At 74.6% G+C, this 14187-nt stretch carries 13 protein-coding genes, 1 rRNA gene and 1 pseudogene; 2 read left to right on the top strand and 13 right to left on the bottom strand.

Features of this window, described 5'->3' with window-relative positions:
* Positions 1-2: 2 nt before the first annotated feature.
* The 6 genes from A4V12_RS26925 to A4V12_RS26900 all read right to left on the bottom strand — a co-directional run bounded on the left by A4V12_RS26925 (position 3) and on the right by A4V12_RS26900 (position 6008).
* Positions 3-1100, bottom strand: coding sequence for a glycosyltransferase family 4 protein (locus A4V12_RS26925; RefSeq protein ID WP_079137376.1), 1098 nt, complete (start codon positions 1098-1100; stop codon positions 3-5).
* A gap of 90 nt (positions 1101-1190) precedes the next feature.
* Complete coding sequence (locus A4V12_RS26920) at positions 1191-1931, bottom strand: hypothetical protein (protein WP_064072033.1); 741 nt, start codon at positions 1929-1931, stop codon at positions 1191-1193.
* A 66-nt stretch (positions 1932-1997) separates the two neighbouring features.
* Positions 1998-3716 carry a DNA repair protein RecN gene (gene recN, locus A4V12_RS26915; RefSeq protein WP_064072073.1) on the bottom strand — a complete coding sequence of 573 codons (1719 nt, stop codon included), beginning with the start codon at positions 3714-3716 and terminating at the stop codon, positions 1998-2000.
* 261 nt (positions 3717-3977) lie between these two features.
* Positions 3978-4904 carry an NAD kinase gene (locus A4V12_RS26910; protein ID WP_064072032.1) on the bottom strand — a complete coding sequence of 309 codons (927 nt, stop codon included), beginning with the start codon at positions 4902-4904 and terminating at the stop codon, positions 3978-3980.
* Positions 4901-5716: a TlyA family RNA methyltransferase gene (locus A4V12_RS26905; protein WP_064072031.1), complete on the bottom strand. Its 816-nt coding sequence runs from the start codon at positions 5714-5716 to the stop codon at positions 4901-4903. Before A4V12_RS26905 ends, A4V12_RS26910 begins: the two co-directional genes overlap by 4 nt.
* A gap of 7 nt (positions 5717-5723) precedes the next feature.
* Positions 5724-6008: a hypothetical protein gene (locus A4V12_RS26900; protein ID WP_199831396.1), complete on the bottom strand. Its 285-nt coding sequence runs from the start codon at positions 6006-6008 to the stop codon at positions 5724-5726.
* A 42-nt stretch (positions 6009-6050) separates the two neighbouring features.
* Between A4V12_RS26900 and A4V12_RS26895 the strand changes: the two genes are divergently transcribed.
* Positions 6051-6398: an SCP2 sterol-binding domain-containing protein gene (locus A4V12_RS26895; protein WP_064072030.1), complete on the top strand. Its 348-nt coding sequence runs from the start codon at positions 6051-6053 to the stop codon at positions 6396-6398.
* A gap of 55 nt (positions 6399-6453) precedes the next feature.
* Here the strand turns inward: A4V12_RS26895 and A4V12_RS26890 are convergent, their stop codons facing one another.
* The 4 genes from A4V12_RS26890 to A4V12_RS26875 all read right to left on the bottom strand — a co-directional run bounded on the left by A4V12_RS26890 (position 6454) and on the right by A4V12_RS26875 (position 10512).
* Positions 6454-7326: an ABC transporter ATP-binding protein gene (locus A4V12_RS26890; protein ID WP_064072029.1), complete on the bottom strand. Its 873-nt coding sequence runs from the start codon at positions 7324-7326 to the stop codon at positions 6454-6456.
* A complete protein-coding gene (locus A4V12_RS26885) occupies positions 7323-8366 on the bottom strand; it encodes a FecCD family ABC transporter permease (RefSeq protein ID WP_064072028.1) in 1044 nt (347 codons plus the stop codon). Before A4V12_RS26885 ends, A4V12_RS26890 begins: the two co-directional genes overlap by 4 nt.
* Positions 8363-9361: a FecCD family ABC transporter permease gene (locus tag A4V12_RS26880; RefSeq protein ID WP_234372349.1), complete on the bottom strand. Its 999-nt coding sequence runs from the start codon at positions 9359-9361 to the stop codon at positions 8363-8365. The genes A4V12_RS26885 and A4V12_RS26880 overlap by 4 nt, the downstream gene beginning before the upstream one ends.
* A gap of 119 nt (positions 9362-9480) precedes the next feature.
* Positions 9481-10512, bottom strand: coding sequence for an HAD-IIA family hydrolase (locus A4V12_RS26875; RefSeq protein ID WP_064072026.1), 1032 nt, complete (start codon positions 10510-10512; stop codon positions 9481-9483).
* Between the two features lie 75 nt (positions 10513-10587).
* Here A4V12_RS26875 and A4V12_RS26870 point away from each other — a divergent pair, with 75 nt between their 5' ends.
* Complete coding sequence (locus A4V12_RS26870; RefSeq protein WP_064072025.1) at positions 10588-11868, top strand: DUF1015 family protein; 1281 nt, start codon at positions 10588-10590, stop codon at positions 11866-11868.
* A gap of 70 nt (positions 11869-11938) precedes the next feature.
* Here A4V12_RS26870 and A4V12_RS39575 read toward each other — a convergent pair whose 3' ends face one another.
* From A4V12_RS39575 to rrf, 3 genes and pseudogenes are all read right to left on the bottom strand, one after another.
* Positions 11939-12661, bottom strand: coding sequence for a tetratricopeptide repeat protein (locus A4V12_RS39575; RefSeq protein ID WP_064072071.1), 723 nt, complete (start codon positions 12659-12661; stop codon positions 11939-11941).
* A 339-nt stretch (positions 12662-13000) separates the two neighbouring features.
* Positions 13001-13573: pseudogene (locus A4V12_RS40035) on the bottom strand (DEAD/DEAH box helicase); the annotation flags it as partial.
* Positions 13574-13960: 387 nt separating this feature from the next.
* A 5S ribosomal RNA gene (gene rrf / locus A4V12_RS26860) occupies positions 13961-14077 on the bottom strand.
* Between the last annotated feature and the right edge of the window lie 110 nt (positions 14078-14187).

The raw sequence follows: 14187 nt of genomic DNA, 5'->3' as shown, positions 1-14187 counted from the left end.
GGTCAGGGGGTGCGGGCGCGCGGCCCGGCGCACAGCTCGTCGTAGACGCTCAGCACCTGGGCGATGGTCTCGTCCTCCGTCGGCCAGGTGGCCGCCTGCCTGCGCCCCGCCACCGCCAGCGCGGCGCGCCGCCCCGGGTCGGTGAGCAGCGCGGTCACCGCGCCGGCGAGCGCGCCCGCGTCCCCGTACGGCACCAGTTCCGCCGCGTCGCCGACGAGTTCCGGCACGCCGCCCACCGCGGTGGCGACCAGCGGCACGCCGAGCCGCAGGGCTTCCTGGGCGAGCGGGGCCCGGGCCTCCCAGCGGCTCGGCAGCAGCGCCACGTCCGCCGCCGCGAGCAGCGCGGTGACGTCGTGGCGCCGCCCGAGCAGCCGCACCGGCAGCCCCTCGGCGTCGATCCGCCGCTGGAGCGCGGACCGCTGGCGCCCCTCCCCCGCGACGGCCACCAGGGGCACCGGGTCGTGGCGGAGCCACAGCCGGGAGGCGTCGAGCAGCGTGCCGTATCCGCGGTGCGGCTCCAGCGCGCCGACCGCGACGAGCAACGGCCGGTCCATGGCGCCCAGTTCGGCCCGCGCCTTGCCGGCCTCGGACTCGGTGGTCCCGGCGTGCGGGGCGGGGACCGAGACGGGGCCGAGGCGGGCGTCGCGGGCACCCCGCCGCCGTGCGCGGTCGACCAGTTCGGAGGACGTGCCGAGCACGACGGCCGCCGCCCGTACGGTTCTGCGCTCCATGAGCCGGAGCAGCCTGCCCCGGGCGCCCTCGGCGTGCGTGCGCGTGTGCCAGGTGACCACGAGCGGTACGCGCTGCGGTCCGAGGGCCAGCCCGGCGCGCACCGAGGCGTGCAGACCGTGCGCGTGCACCACGTCCGCGCCCGCGCACGCCCCGCGCAGCGTTCCGATGGCCACCGGGTCGCCGCGGCGCGGTACGGGCACGAAGTGCGCCCCCGCGCCCAGGAAGTCGTATGCCTGGTCCAGTTCGACGGGTGCGCACACGGTCACCCGTACGCCCCTCGCCACGAGCCCGGCGGCCAATGATCTGACGTGAGCGCTGCTGCCCGCGCTGCCGCCGCCCAGCACTTGGACCGTATGCAGCTGTGTCACGCGCCCAAGGATGCCAGTCCGTACGCCAGTTCCGGCACCGTCCGGAGGAACCGGCCGTGTCGCGGGGCGTGAACCGTGGTCAGCGATCACTCATCCGGGTGAACCGGCGAGGCGGCTGACGGTGCCTCCGCACGCCGCCGCGGCGACGAGTCCGGCGGAGTGGACCGCGAGCCCCGTCCGCCCTGCGGAGGCGGCGATCGCCGTACCGAGCACCGCGCCCAGCGCGTGGGCGCCCGCGTCGCCGAGCATGGTGCGCTCGCCGAGGTCGTCGGCGGCGACGGCGGCCGCGGCGCCCATCGGCGCGGCGGCGAGCCGGCCCCGCGGCAGGCCTGCCGCCCCGACCGCGAGCACCGTGAGGACCGCCCTGCCGGGGCGTACGTCCACGAGGTTGGCGAAGTGGGCGGTCCCGGCGACCACCACGCCGGCGAGGACCCTGTCGACGGGCCGCTCCTTGAGCAGCGCGCCCGCGACGAGCCCGGCGGCACCGATCCCGAACAGCTTGACGGCCCCGCTGGTGACCTCACCGTCCCGCAGGGCGCCCAGGTGCGCCCGGAAACCCCGCCGGTGGTCGCCGTGGACGTCGTCGTACGCCCCGCAGGCCGCCGCCGCCAGACCGGCCACCACGGCGGCGCCCCGCTCCCGCCGGCCGACGGGAGCCGCCAGCGCGCCGATCACGGCGCCCGCGGCGGTGGCGGGGCCCGCGCACAGGTCGACGGTCCGCCCGGCGTGGTTGGTCCGGCGCCACCGCTCGTCACCGCGGCGCCGCAGGCCGGTGTACACCGCGCGCGTGACGCCGGCGGCGAGCCCGAGGGCCCCGACACTCCTGATCATGCCGGGCACCCTACGCGCCGGGCCGCTCGCGCCGCCGCCCCGGTGCCACCCGCACGGCCGGGGGCGTCAGGCGTCCGCCCGGGCCGTCGCCAGCAGCTCCTCCGCGTGCGCCCGGGCCGTCTCGGAGTCCTCCTGGCCGGCCAGCATCCGTGACAGCTCCCTCACCCGGTCCTCGCCCTCCAGCACCGTGACGCCCGAGCGGGTCACCGACCCGTCGCTGGTCTTCTCGACCAGCAACTGCCGGTCGGCGAAGGCCGCGACCTGCGGGAGGTGCGTGACGACCACGACCTGGGCCGTCCTGGCGAGTTTGGCCAGCCGGCGCCCGATCTCCACCGCCGCCTTGCCGCCGACACCGGCGTCGACCTCGTCGAAGAGGTACGTCGGCACCGGGTCCGTACCGGCGAAGACGACCTCGACGGCGAGCATCACGCGCGACAGCTCACCGCCCGACGCGCCCTTGGCGATCGGCCGGGGCGGCGCACCGGGGTGCGGGGCGAGCAGCAGCTCGACCTCGTCGGCGCCGGCCGGCCCGTACGCCACGGTCCGCCCGCCGACCTCCACGCCCTCCGGGTCCTCGGTCTGCCGGATCGCGAACGACACGCGCGCGTGCGGCATGGCCAGGGAGGCCAGCTCCGCGGTGACGGCGTCCGCGAACCGCGCCGCCGCCTCCGTCCGCGCGTCGGTCAGCGCCTGCGCCAGCCCGGACAGCTCGGCGCGCAGGGTGTCCCGCTCGGCCGTCAGCTCGCCGATCCGGTCGTCGTCGCCGTCCAGCTCGGTGAGCCTGGCGGCACCCTCCTCGGCCCACGCGAGGACGGCCGCGACATCGGTGCCGTACTTGCGGGTGAGCGCGGTCAGCGCCGCGCGGCGCTCCTCGACGGCGGCGAGCCGCCGGGGGTCGGCGTCCAGGTTGTCGGCGTACCCGGCGAGTTCCGTCGCCACGTCCGCGAGGAGGATCGAGATCTCCCCCATGCGGTCGGCGAGCGCGGCCAGCGCCGGGTCGTGCGCCCGGACGGCGTCCAGCGCCCGCTGCGCGCCCGCCACGAGGGTCGTGGCGTCCAGGACCTCCGGGTCCTCCGGGTTGCCCGCCAGAGCCCCGTGGGCGAGCGCGGCGGCGGACGCGAGGGCCTCGGCGTGGCCGAGCCGCTCCGCCTCCGCGGCCAGTTCGGCGTCCTCGCCGGGACGCGGCTCGACCGCCTCGATCTCGGTGAGCCCGAAGCGCAGCAGGTCCGCCTCCTGCGCCCGCTCCCGGGCGCGGGTGGTCAGCTCCTCCAGCTGTGCGCTGACCGCCCTCAGCCGCCGGTAGGCGTCGCCGTACCGGGCCAGGGGCACGGCGACGGCGTCGCCCGCGTACCGGTCCAGCGCGCCGCGCTGCCGGGCGGGCTTGAGCAGGCCCTGCTGGTCGGTCTGGCCGTGGACGGCGACCAGCTCGTCGGCCAGCTCGGCGAGCACGCCGACCGGCACGGAACGGCCGCCCAGGTGCGCCCGCGAGCGGCCCTCCGCCGAGATGGTGCGGCTGATGAGCAGCGCGCCGTCGTCGAGTTCGGCGCCCGCCTCCTCGGCCCGGACCGCGACGGCGGCGCCGGGCGGCACGCTGACGCGGCCCTCGACGACGGCGGACGGCGAACCGATCCGCACCAGGGCGGGGTCGGCGCGCCCGCCGAGCAACAGTCCGAGGCTGGTCACGACCATGGTCTTGCCCGCGCCGGTCTCACCGGTCACCGCGGTGAAACCGGGTGACAGCTCGACCACCGCGTCGTCGATTACCCCGAGCGACCGTATCCGCATCTCCTCCAGCACGGAGAAGACCTTACGAGGTCCGGGGCCCGCTGTGCGACGGCCCCCGCCCGGTGTGGCGGAACCCGCAGGTCGCGGCCCGGTCACCGCGTCCCCGCGTCACCCGCCGGAGTGGGCCCCGGGGCCGCGGACGACGCCCGGCTCGAACGGCACGACCGCCGCGCCCGGTCACGTACGGCGCCCCCGGCCCGTCGGTGCGGCGCGCCCCGCCCCGTACCGCCGGGGTCGGTGCCCCGGCCCGTACCGCCGGCGTCAGTGCGGCGCGCCCCGCCAGCCGGACACCGGCAGCGCGAACTTCGCCACCAGCCGGTCGGTGAACGAGGCGTGGTGGAGCCGTGCCAGGCGTACCGGCACCGCCCCGCGGCGGACCTCCACCCGCGCACCGGCGGGCAGCTCGATGGTGCGCCGCCCGTCGCACCACAGCACCCCGTCCGGGGTGTGCGGTTCGACCTCCACGGCGAGCACCGAGTCCGGGGTGGTCACCAGCGGCTTGGCGAACAGGGCGTGCGCCCCGATCGGCACCATCAGCAGCGCCTCCACCTCGGGCCAGACCACCGGCCCGCCCGCGGAGAAGGCGTACGCGGTGGACCCGGTGGGTGTCGCGCAGATCACGCCGTCGCAGCCGAAGCCGGTCACGGGCCGGCCGTCGATCGCCAGGACGACCTCCAGCATGCGTTCCGGCGAGACCTTCTGCACGGCGGCCTCGTTGAGCGCCCAGTCGCTGTGCAGCACGTCCCCGTTGTTGTGCACGGTGACGTCCAGGGTCATGCGCTCCTCGACCTCGTAGGCCCGGGTCACCACCCGGTCCACGACCTTGTCGAGGTCGTCCCGTTCGGCCTCGGCGAGGAAGCCGACCCGCCCGAGGTTCACCCCGAGCATCGGGACACCGGAGGCCCGCGCGAACTCGGCGCCGCGCAGCAGCGTCCCGTCGCCGCCGAGCACGATCAGCAGTTCGCACCCGTCGAGCACGTCGGGCGACGCCTCGGGCACCGTCTCCACCGTCGGCGGCAGCGGCAGGTCGACCGCCTCCGCGGCCAGGACGCGCACGCCGATGCCGTTGCGCAGCAGGCCGAGCACCACGAGTTCGGCGCTGCGGACCGCGGCCGGGCGGCCGGTGTGCGCGAGCAGGAACACGGTGCGAGGTGCAGCAGTCGTCGAAAACGCTGTCGTCGAACTCAACGGGGTCCCTCCGCCACGGCGCGTTCCACATCCGCCGGATCCAGCGCGGGCGCGCCCGCCCGCAGCCACAGAAAGTACTCGACGTTGCCGGACGGGCCGGGCAGCGGACTGGCGGTGACGCCCAGCACCCCGAGGCCCAGTTCGCCCGCCTGCCGCGCGACACCCCGCACGGCCTCGGCCCGCAGCTCCGGGCTGCGGACGACCCCGCCGCTGCCCAGCCGCTCCTTGCCCACCTCGAACTGGGGCTTCACCATCAGCACCAGGTCGGCTTCGGGCGCCGAGACGCCCGCCAGGGCGGGCAGTACCAGCCCCAGCGGGATGAACGACAGGTCGCCCACCACCAGATCCACCGGCTCTCCGTCGATCGCGTCCAACGTCAGCTCACGCACGTTGGTACGGTCCTTGACGGTCACGCGTTCATCGCTCTGCAACGACCAGGCGAGCTGCCCGTAGCCGACGTCGACGGCCACCACGTGCGCCACGCCGGCGCGCAGCAGGACGTCGGTGAAGCCGCCCGTGGACGCGCCCGCGTCGAGGGCCCGCCGCCCCTGCACCTCCAGCCCGCGCGGGACGAAGGCGGCGAGGGCGCCGGCCAGCTTGTGGCCGCCGCGCGAGACGTAGTCGGGGTCGGCGTCGTCCTGCACCACCACGATGGCGGCGGCGGTCTCGACCTGGGTGGCGGGCTTGGTGGCGGTGTTGCCGCCCACGGTGACCCGCCCCGCCGCGATCAGTTGGCTCGCGTGCTCGCGGGAGCGGGCGAGCTTCCGGCGCACCAGCTCCGCGTCCAGACGACGGCGTGCGACTCCTGCCACGTTCGGTTCAGCTCCTGTGTTCGTACGACGAGGACATCGGCGGGGCCGCCGGCGGGCGCGCGTCGAGCGCGGCCAGCGCCTCCCGCAGTCCCCGGTGTACATCCTCGTACACCTCCAGGTGCCCGTCGGCCGGGAGGTGGTCGGCGTCGGCCAGCCGCTCCAGGCCGGCGTCGACCGCCGGGTGCCCGGTCGGGACGCGGTCGACGCCGAGTGGCGCGGGCGCGGCCGGGTCGTACGGCTCCACGGGGTGGGCCCCGGCGTCCTCCGGGACCTCGGGCATCGCGTCGGTCATGCCCAGACGCTACCGCGAAGGGCTGGGGTACGGTCGGTCGCGATGGCCACGATCGATGAGTGCCGCACCGCACTCGACAGACTCGCGCAGGACCTCACGCACGCGGACGGCGCGGTGCGCGGGGCCGCCGCGCTCGACCGGACGCTGAGCTGCCACGTCACCGACCTCGACGTCACCTTCACCGGCCGTCTGGCCGGGGGCCGGCTCGAGGTGCTGGACCGGGTGGACGGCCCTCCGCCGGAACGGGCCGACGTACGGCTCGCGATGGCGGGGGACGACCTGGTGGCGGTGGTGGGCGGGGAGCTGAACTTCGCCCGGGCCTGGGCGTCGGGCCGGATCCGGCTGGAGGCCGGCTTCCGCGACCTGCTGCGCCTGCGCTCCCTGCTGTAGCCGGTCCGGGCGGCGGGCGCCGCCCGGGCCCTGGGCCGTGGCGCGGCCCGCCCGGTCAGTCCAGTGCCGCGGCCGCCGTCGCCCGGGGCGCGCGCGACCGCGCCTTGCGCGCCGCCGGGACGACCAGCGGCGTGCCCGTCTCCGGGTCGTCGATGACCTGGCAGCGCAGCCCGAACACCCGCTCCACCAGCTCGGCGGTGACCACCTCGGACGGCGGGCCCTCCGCGACGACCTCCCCGCCCCGCACGGCGATCAGGTGCGTGGCGTACCGGGCGGCGTGGTTGAGGTCGTGCAGGACGGCGACGAGCGTGCGGCCCTGCGTCTCGTGCAGTTCGGCGCACAGGTCGAGCACGTCGATCTGGTGCTGGATGTCGAGGTACGTGGTCGGCTCGTCGAGCAGCAGCAGCGGGGTCTGCTGCGCGAGGGCCATCGCGATCCACACGCGCTGGCGCTGCCCGCCGGACAGCTCGTCGACGTACCGGTCGCCCAGCTCGCCCACGCCGGTGGCGTCCATGGACTCCTGGACGATCCGCTCGTCCTCCGGCGACCACTGGCGCAGCAGCCCCTGGTGCGGGTAGCGGCCGCGGGCCACCAGGTCCGCGACGGTGATGCCGTCGGGCGCGATCGACGACTGCGGCAGCAGGCCCAGCGTCCTGGCGACCTTCTTGGCGGGCATGGAGTGGATCGCCTGCCCGTCCAGCAGGACGCGGCCCTCGGTGGGCTTCAGCATCCGGGACAGGGCCCGCAGCAGGGTGGACTTGCCGCACGCGTTGGGTCCGACGATCACCGTGAAGGAGTTGTCGGGTATCTCGACCGAAAGGTCGCGGGCGATGACCCGCTGCTCGTAGGCGAGGGTGACCGCCTCCGCGCTCAGGCGCTGCTGCATGGACGTACTCCTGGCGTTCTTCTCTTGGTTCAGGGGGGTCATATCCGGCCCGCCTTGCGTTCGGTGACGAGCAGCCACAGCAGGTAGACGCCGCCGACGACGCCGGTGACGACGCCGACCGGCAGCTCCCGCTCGCCGAAGGCGTTGGTGGCCGCCCAGTCGGCGACCAGCAGCAGCGCGGCGCCCATCAGCGCGGACGCGGCGAGGTTCGGCCCGGGCGAGCGGGTGAGCCGGCGGGCGAGCTGCGGCGCGCTCAGCGAGACGAAGGTGATGGGGCCGGCGGCGGCGGTGGCGACGGAGACCAGCAGCACCGCGGATCCCATCAGCACCAGGCGTGTCCGCTCCACCTTCACGCCGAGGGCGTACGCGGCGTCGTCGCCCATCTCCAGCATCCGCAGCGACCGCCCGTGGCCCAGCACCAGCGGCACGAGCACGGCAAACACCGCGAGCAGGGGCCAGAACTGGGACCAGTCGCGGCCGTCGAGCGTGCCGGTCATCCACAGCACGGCCCGGGTGGCGTCGATCAGGTTGGCCTTGGTGATCAGGTAATGGATGACGGCGGTCAGCATGGCGGCCGCGCCGATGCCGATGAGGACCAGCCGGAATCCGTGCACGCCCCGCTTCCAGGCGAGCAGGTAGATCAGGACGCCGGTCACGACGCCGCCCACGACGGCGCCGCCGGCCACCGCGGTGGCACTGCCGCCGAAGAGCACGATCACCGTCAGCGCGCCCACGGTGGCGCCCTGCCCGAAGCCGATGATGTCCGGGCTGCCCAGCGGGTTGCGGGAGACGGACTGGAACACGGCCCCGCCGAGCCCCAGGGACGCGCCGACCAGCACCGCCACCAGGACGCGCGGCAGGCGCAGGTCCTGGACGATGAACTCCTGCGCCATGGTGCCGTTGCCGAGCAGGGTGGCAACGACGTCGCCCGGGGCGATCGGGAAGTCGCCGCTGCCGATGAGGACGACCCCGGCCGCCACGGTCAGCGCGGTCAGCAGCACCGCGACGACGGCCGCGCGGGGCTCGTAGCGGATGGACAGGCCCCCGGGGGTCCGCAGGGCCTTGGCGGTACGTGTGCTCACAGCTGGGCCATCCTCTTGCGGCGTACGAGGTGGATGAAGACCGGCCCGCCGACCAGGGCGGTCACGATGCCGACCTGCAGTTCCGAGGGCCTGGCCACGACCCGGCCCAGCACGTCGGAACCGAGCAGCAGCACCGGCGACAGCACCGCCGCGTACGGCAGGATCCACCGCATGTCCGGGCCGGTCAGCGCGCGCACCAGATAGGGCACCATCAGGCCGATGAAGACGATCGGTCCGCACGCGGCGGTGGCGGCACCGCACAGCAGCGTCACCGACGCCATGCCCATCACCCGGGTACGGGTGAGGTGCGCGCCCAGCGCGCGGGCGGTGTCGTCGCCCATCTCCATGGCGTTCAGCGGCCGCGCGATCAGCAGGGCGAGGACGACACCCACGAGCATGAACGGCGCCACGTTGCGGACCGTCGCCATGTCGGCGTTGGCCAGCGAGCCGACGGTCCAGAACCGCAGCCGGTCCAGGGCTGCGGAATCCAGCAGCTGCACGGCGTTGACGTACCCGTAGAGCGCGGCGGTCGCCGCCGTGCCCGCCAGCGCGAGCCGTACGGGGGTGGCGCTGCGGCTGCCGCCGAGCACGTACACCACGACGGAGACGACGGCGGCGCCCAGGAACGCGAACCACACGTACCCGGTCAGCGAGGTGACGCCCAGGAAGCTGATCGCCGAGACGACCGCGGCCGCGGCCCCCGCGTTCACGCCCAGCAGGCCGGGCTCGGCCAGCGGGTTGCGGGTCAGGGCCTGCATCACCGCGCCGGACAGCCCCAGCGCGACACCGACGATCACTCCCAGGATGGTCCGGGGCACCCGCAGTTCCTGGATCAGGACGTCGTTGCCCGTACCGGAGTTGTGGAACAGGCCGTGCCACACATCGCCGAGCGGGACCGGCTTGGCCCCGACCACGATGCTCGCGACACAGATCAGCAGCAGGACACCGAAGGCGGCGAGCAGTCCGAGCGCCCGCGCCGAACGGCGGCGCACCAGGGGCTCGGCTGCGGCAGAGGGATCCGCGCTCTGTTTGGGAGGACTGTCGACCAACACCCGGTTAGGTTAGCCTACCTTTGCTTTCACGCCAGAGGTGGCCCGTTCTCCCTGTCACGGGCTCACCACCCCAGCCTGGCCAGCGCCTTCCCCGCGTCCAGCGTGCACGAACCGTCCCCCGCGTACGTCCACGCCGCCGCGCACAGCGCCCGCAGTCCGTCCAGCGCCCCGCCGTCCCCGTCCAGGGCCAGGGCGTCGCCGCGCACGGCAGCCGTCCAGCCTCCGCACCGGAAGCCCTCCTCCGCCGTCCCCCCGACCTCCGGCTGCCCGGTCAGCAGCCCCCGCAGGTCGGCGTCCACGTACGTCGGCCGGTGCTGAGGCAGGGCGGCGAGCACCTGCGCGGCGTCCGCCACCCCGGTCAGCACGAGCAGCGAGTCCACATCCCCGTTGAACGCCCCCTCGATGTCGGTGTCCAGCCGGTCCCCCACCACCAGCGGCCGCCGCGCACCGGTGCGCAGGATCGTCTCGCGGTGCATCGGGGGCAGCGGCTTGCCGGCGACCTGCGGCTCCGCGCCCGTCGCGATCCGCACCACCTCCACCGCGGCCCCGTTCCCCGGCGCGATGCCCCGGCCGCTGGGGATCGTCAGGTCGGTGTTGGACGCGAACCACGGCACCCCGCGCGCCACCGCGTACGACGCCTCCGCGAACCGCCCCCACGGCAGGTCCGGCCCGCCGTACCCCTGGACCACGGCCGCCGGATCGTCGTCGGCCGACTCCACCGGCTCCAGCCCCCGCTCGCGCAGCGCGACCCGCAGGCCCTCCCCGCCGATCACCAGCACCCGCGACCCCCGCGGCAGCTGGTCGGCGATCAGCCGGGCCACCGCCTGCGCGGAAGTGATCACGTCGGCCGCCGCGGCCGGCACCCCCAGCTCCGTCAGGTGGGCGGCGACCGCGTCCGGGGTCCGCAGCGCGTTGTTGGTGACGTACGCGAGGTGCATCCCGCCGTCCCGGGCCGCCGCGAGCGCGTCCACCGCGTTCGGGATCGCCTCCCCGCCCGCGTACACCACCCCGTCCAGGTCCAGCAGCGCCGTGTCGTACGCCTCGCTCAGCGCGCGCGCACTGCCACCCGGCCGGTTCCTGCCCCGCTGCCGCATGTCCCGAACTCCTCGCTCCGAAAACCGATCGCCCCCGATCATCGCTCATACCCCCGATCCACATACGATGCAGGGATGAACACCACAGGTTCTGCGGCCAACGGCGGTCTGCACCTGACACCTTTCCGTGGATTGCGCTATGTCCCGGAACGGGTCGGGAGCCTTGCCGCGGTGACCTCTCCCCCGTACGACGTCGTCGTACGCCCCGACGGTGTGCACCACCTGCAGTCCGCCGACCCGCACAACATCGTGCGGCTGATCCTGCCCCAGGCCCCCACCTCCGAGGCCCGCCACCGCCGAGCGGCCGACACCCTCAGGGCCTGGCTCTCCGACGGCGTCCTCGCCCCGGACGCCGAGCCCGCCCTGTACGTGTACGAGCAGCGCAAGGGCGACCTGCTCCAGCGCGGCCTGATCGGCGCCCTGGAGCTCACCACCCCCGCGGAGGGCGTGGTGCTGCCCCACGAGGACGTCATACCCCACGTCGTGGAGGACCGTGCGGCCCTGATGCGCACGACCGCCGCGAACCTCGACCCGCTGCTCCTCACCTACCGCGGCAACGGCACCGCCACCGGCGCGACCGCCGTCATCGAGCGCACCGTCCGCCGCGCGCCGCTCCTGTCGACCACGACCGAGGACGGGATGAGCCACCGGCTGTGGTCCGTCACCGACCCCGCCGCCCTCGCGGAGGTCGCGGACGACCTCGGCCGCCATCAGGCCCTCATCGCCGACGGCCACCACCGCTGGGCCACCTATCTGCGGCTGCGCGAGGAACACCCCACGCCCGGCCCCTGGAACTACGGCCTCGTGCTCCTCATCGACACCGCCCGCTACCCGCTCCAGGTGCGGGCCATCCACCGGCTCCTCAACCACCTGCCGGTCGCCGACGCGCTCACCGCCCTCGCCGGCGGCTTCCGCGTCCGCACCCTCGACGGGCCCCTCCCGGCCGCCCTGGACGCCCTCGCCGCCGCCGCCGTGGACGGCAACGCCTTCCTGCTCGCCGGGGACGGCCGCTTCCACCTCGTGGACGGCCCCGACCCGGACCTCCTGGCCCGCACGGTCCCGAGGGACCGCCCGGAAGCCTGGCGGTCCCTCGACGCCACCGTGCTGCACGCCACGCTCATCGACCACGTCTGGCGCGTCCCGGACACCCCCGAGGGCATCACCTACATCCACGACGCCGAGGCCGCCGTCGCCCAGGCCGCCCGCAGGGGCGGTACGGCCGTCCTCATGCACCCGGTGCGGGAGGACGTCGTCCGCGACCTCGCCCGCCAGGGCGTCACCATGCCGCGGAAGTCGACCTCGTTCGGCCCGAAACCCGCCACGGGCCTGGTGCTCCGCAGCCTGGAAGTCGACTGACCCCGGACGTCCGGCCCCGGACATGCGAAAGGGGCGGCACCCTCGCGGGTGCCGCCCCTTCTCACATCAGTCAGTCCTGCGGCTCGCCGTCCGCCTCGGTGACCTCGTCCTCCTCCACGGCGGCGTCGACGAACTCGACGCCGTCCAGCTCCGCGAGCCGGTCGGACGCGTCGGTCGAACCGTCCTTGTCGGCCTCCAGGGCCTTGGCGAACCACTCGCGCGCCTCGGCCTCGCGCCCCGCCTCCAGCAGCGCGTCGGCGTACGCGTACCGCAGCCGCGCGGTCCACGGCTGTACGGAGTTGGACGCCAGCTCCGGGCTCTGAAGGGTCACGATGGCGGCGTCCAGCTGCCCCATGTCCCTGCGCGCCCCGGCGGCGACCAGACGCATCTCGACCTGACCGGCCTTGTCGAGCTTCTGCACCTCGGGCTCGCCGGCCATCGCCATCGCCCGCTCCGGCCGGCCCAGGCCCCGCTCGCAGTCGGCCATCACGGGCCACAGCTCGACGCTGCCGGTCATCCGCCGGGCCGCCCGGAACTCGGCGAGCGCCTCGGCGTACTTCTGCGTCGCGTACGCGGCGAAGCCGGCGGCCTCGCGCACGGCCGCCACTCGCGAGGCCAGCCGCAGCGCGATGCGCGAGTACGCGTACGCCTTCTCCGGCTCCTCGTCGATCAGCTTGGCGACCATCACCAGGTTCCTGGCGACGTCCTCGGCGAGCGTCTTCGGCAGGCTCATCAGCTCCTGCCGCACGTCCTTGTCGATCTCGTCACCGGTGACCTCCGGCGGGATGGGCAGCCGCTTGATCGGCTCCCGCTCGCGGTCACGCCGGTCACGGTCGTCGCGCCGGAACCCACCGCGGTCGTCACGCCCGCGGTAGCCACCGCGCTCACGGTCGTCCCGCCGCGGCCCCCGGAACCCGCCCCGGTCGTCCCTGCGCTCCTCGCGCCGGGGCGCCCGGTCGTCCCTCGGGAAGCCACCCCGGTCGTCGCGCCGCTCGTCCCGGGGCCGGAAACCGCCCCGGTCGTCACGGCGGTCGTCCCGCCTGCTGGGAGAGCGCTCGTCCCGCGGGAATCCGCCACGGTCGTCACGGCGGTCGTCACGACGGGGACCGCGGTCGTCGCGGTTGAACGACGAGGGCCGGTCATCGCGGCGGAAGCCGCCACGGTTGTCGTCACGCCGGTCATCTCGACGGGGGCCACGGTCGTCACGGTTGAACGACGGCCGGTCGTCACGGCGGAACCCACCACGGTCATCGCGGCGGTCGTCACGACGAGGACCGCGGTCATCACGGTTGAACGACGGACGGTCGTCACGACGGGGACCGCGGTCGTCGCGGTTGAACGACGAGGGCCGGTCATCGCGACGGAAGCCGCCACGGTTGTCGTCACGCCGGTCGTCACGACGGGGGCCACGGTCGTCACGGTTGAACGACGGCCGGTCGTCACGGCGGAACCCACCGCCACGGTTGTCGTCACGGCGGTCATCGCGACGGGGACCGCGGTCGTCGCGGTTGAACGACGAGGGCCGGTCATCGCGACGGAAGCCGCCACGGTTGTCGTCACGCCGGTCGTCACGACGAGGACCGCGGTCGTCACGGTTGAACGACGGCCGGTCGTCGCGGCGGAAGCCGCCACCGCCACGGTTGTCGTCACGGCGGAAGCCGCCGCGGTCGGCAGGCCGGTCATCGCGGCGGTCGTCGCGGCGGAAGCCACCGCCACCACTGCCGGCAGCCGGGCGACCGCCACGGTCGTCCCGGCGGTCATCACGGCGGAAGCCGCTGCCGCCGCCGGTGGGCCGACCGCCCCGGTCATCACGGCGGTCGTCACGCCTGAAGCCGCCACCGCCGCCGCCACGGTTGTCGTCGCGACGCGGCCCACGGAAGCCGCCCCGCTCGCCACCGTCCCTGCGACGCGGCTCGCGCTCCGGACGATCGTCGGAGGAGTTGGTGGACATGGGTGGGGCTCCTGTCTTCGGGGTAACGCAGTCATTCTCGCGCAGTCGGTCGTCCGACGCGCTCCGAGAAAAGATCAAGCAAAAACAAAAAGGACCCTTGGTCCCAGCATGAACGCTGGGACCAAGGGTCCTTCAAAGATTGTTCGGCGGCGTCCTACTCTCCCACAGGGTCCCCCCTGCAGTACCATCGGCGCTGAAAGGCTTAGCTTCCGGGTTCGGAATGTAACCGGGCGTTTCCCTAACGCTATGACCACCGAAACCCTATCGGGTTCTAGCGAACAAGCACACTTTTCAATTAAGTAAGTGGAACTGGTTCAACCGGTGCGACTGTTCGCAACCCGGGAACCACACAGTGGACGCGAGCAACT

Origin of the sequence: Streptomyces noursei (assembly GCF_001646665.1) — a bacterium.
GTDB classification, from domain to species: Bacteria; Actinomycetota; Actinomycetes; order Streptomycetales; family Streptomycetaceae; genus Streptomyces; species Streptomyces lavendulocolor.
This window is presented reverse-complemented; position numbering and strand designations above follow the sequence as displayed.

Bases quoted from the DNA above. Each gene is read 5' to 3' on its own strand.
- A4V12_RS26890 (WP_064072029.1), bottom strand. From the start codon at position 7,326: ATGACCCCCCTGAACCAAGAGAAGAACGCCAGGAGTACGTCCATGCAG.
- A4V12_RS26920 (WP_064072033.1), bottom strand. From the start codon at position 1,931: ATGATCAGGAGTGTCGGGGCCCTCGGGCTCGCCGCCGGCGTCACGCGC.
- A4V12_RS26875 (WP_064072026.1), bottom strand. From the start codon at position 10,512: ATGCGGCAGCGGGGCAGGAACCGGCCGGGTGGCAGTGCGCGCGCGCTG.
- A4V12_RS26895 (WP_064072030.1), top strand. From the start codon at position 6,051: ATGGCCACGATCGATGAGTGCCGCACCGCACTCGACAGACTCGCGCAG.
- A4V12_RS26870 (WP_064072025.1), top strand. From the start codon at position 10,588: ATGAACACCACAGGTTCTGCGGCCAACGGCGGTCTGCACCTGACACCT.
- A4V12_RS26900 (WP_199831396.1), bottom strand. From the start codon at position 6,008: ATGACCGACGCGATGCCCGAGGTCCCGGAGGACGCCGGGGCCCACCCC.
- recN (WP_064072073.1), bottom strand. From the start codon at position 3,716: ATGCGGATACGGTCGCTCGGGGTAATCGACGACGCGGTGGTCGAGCTG.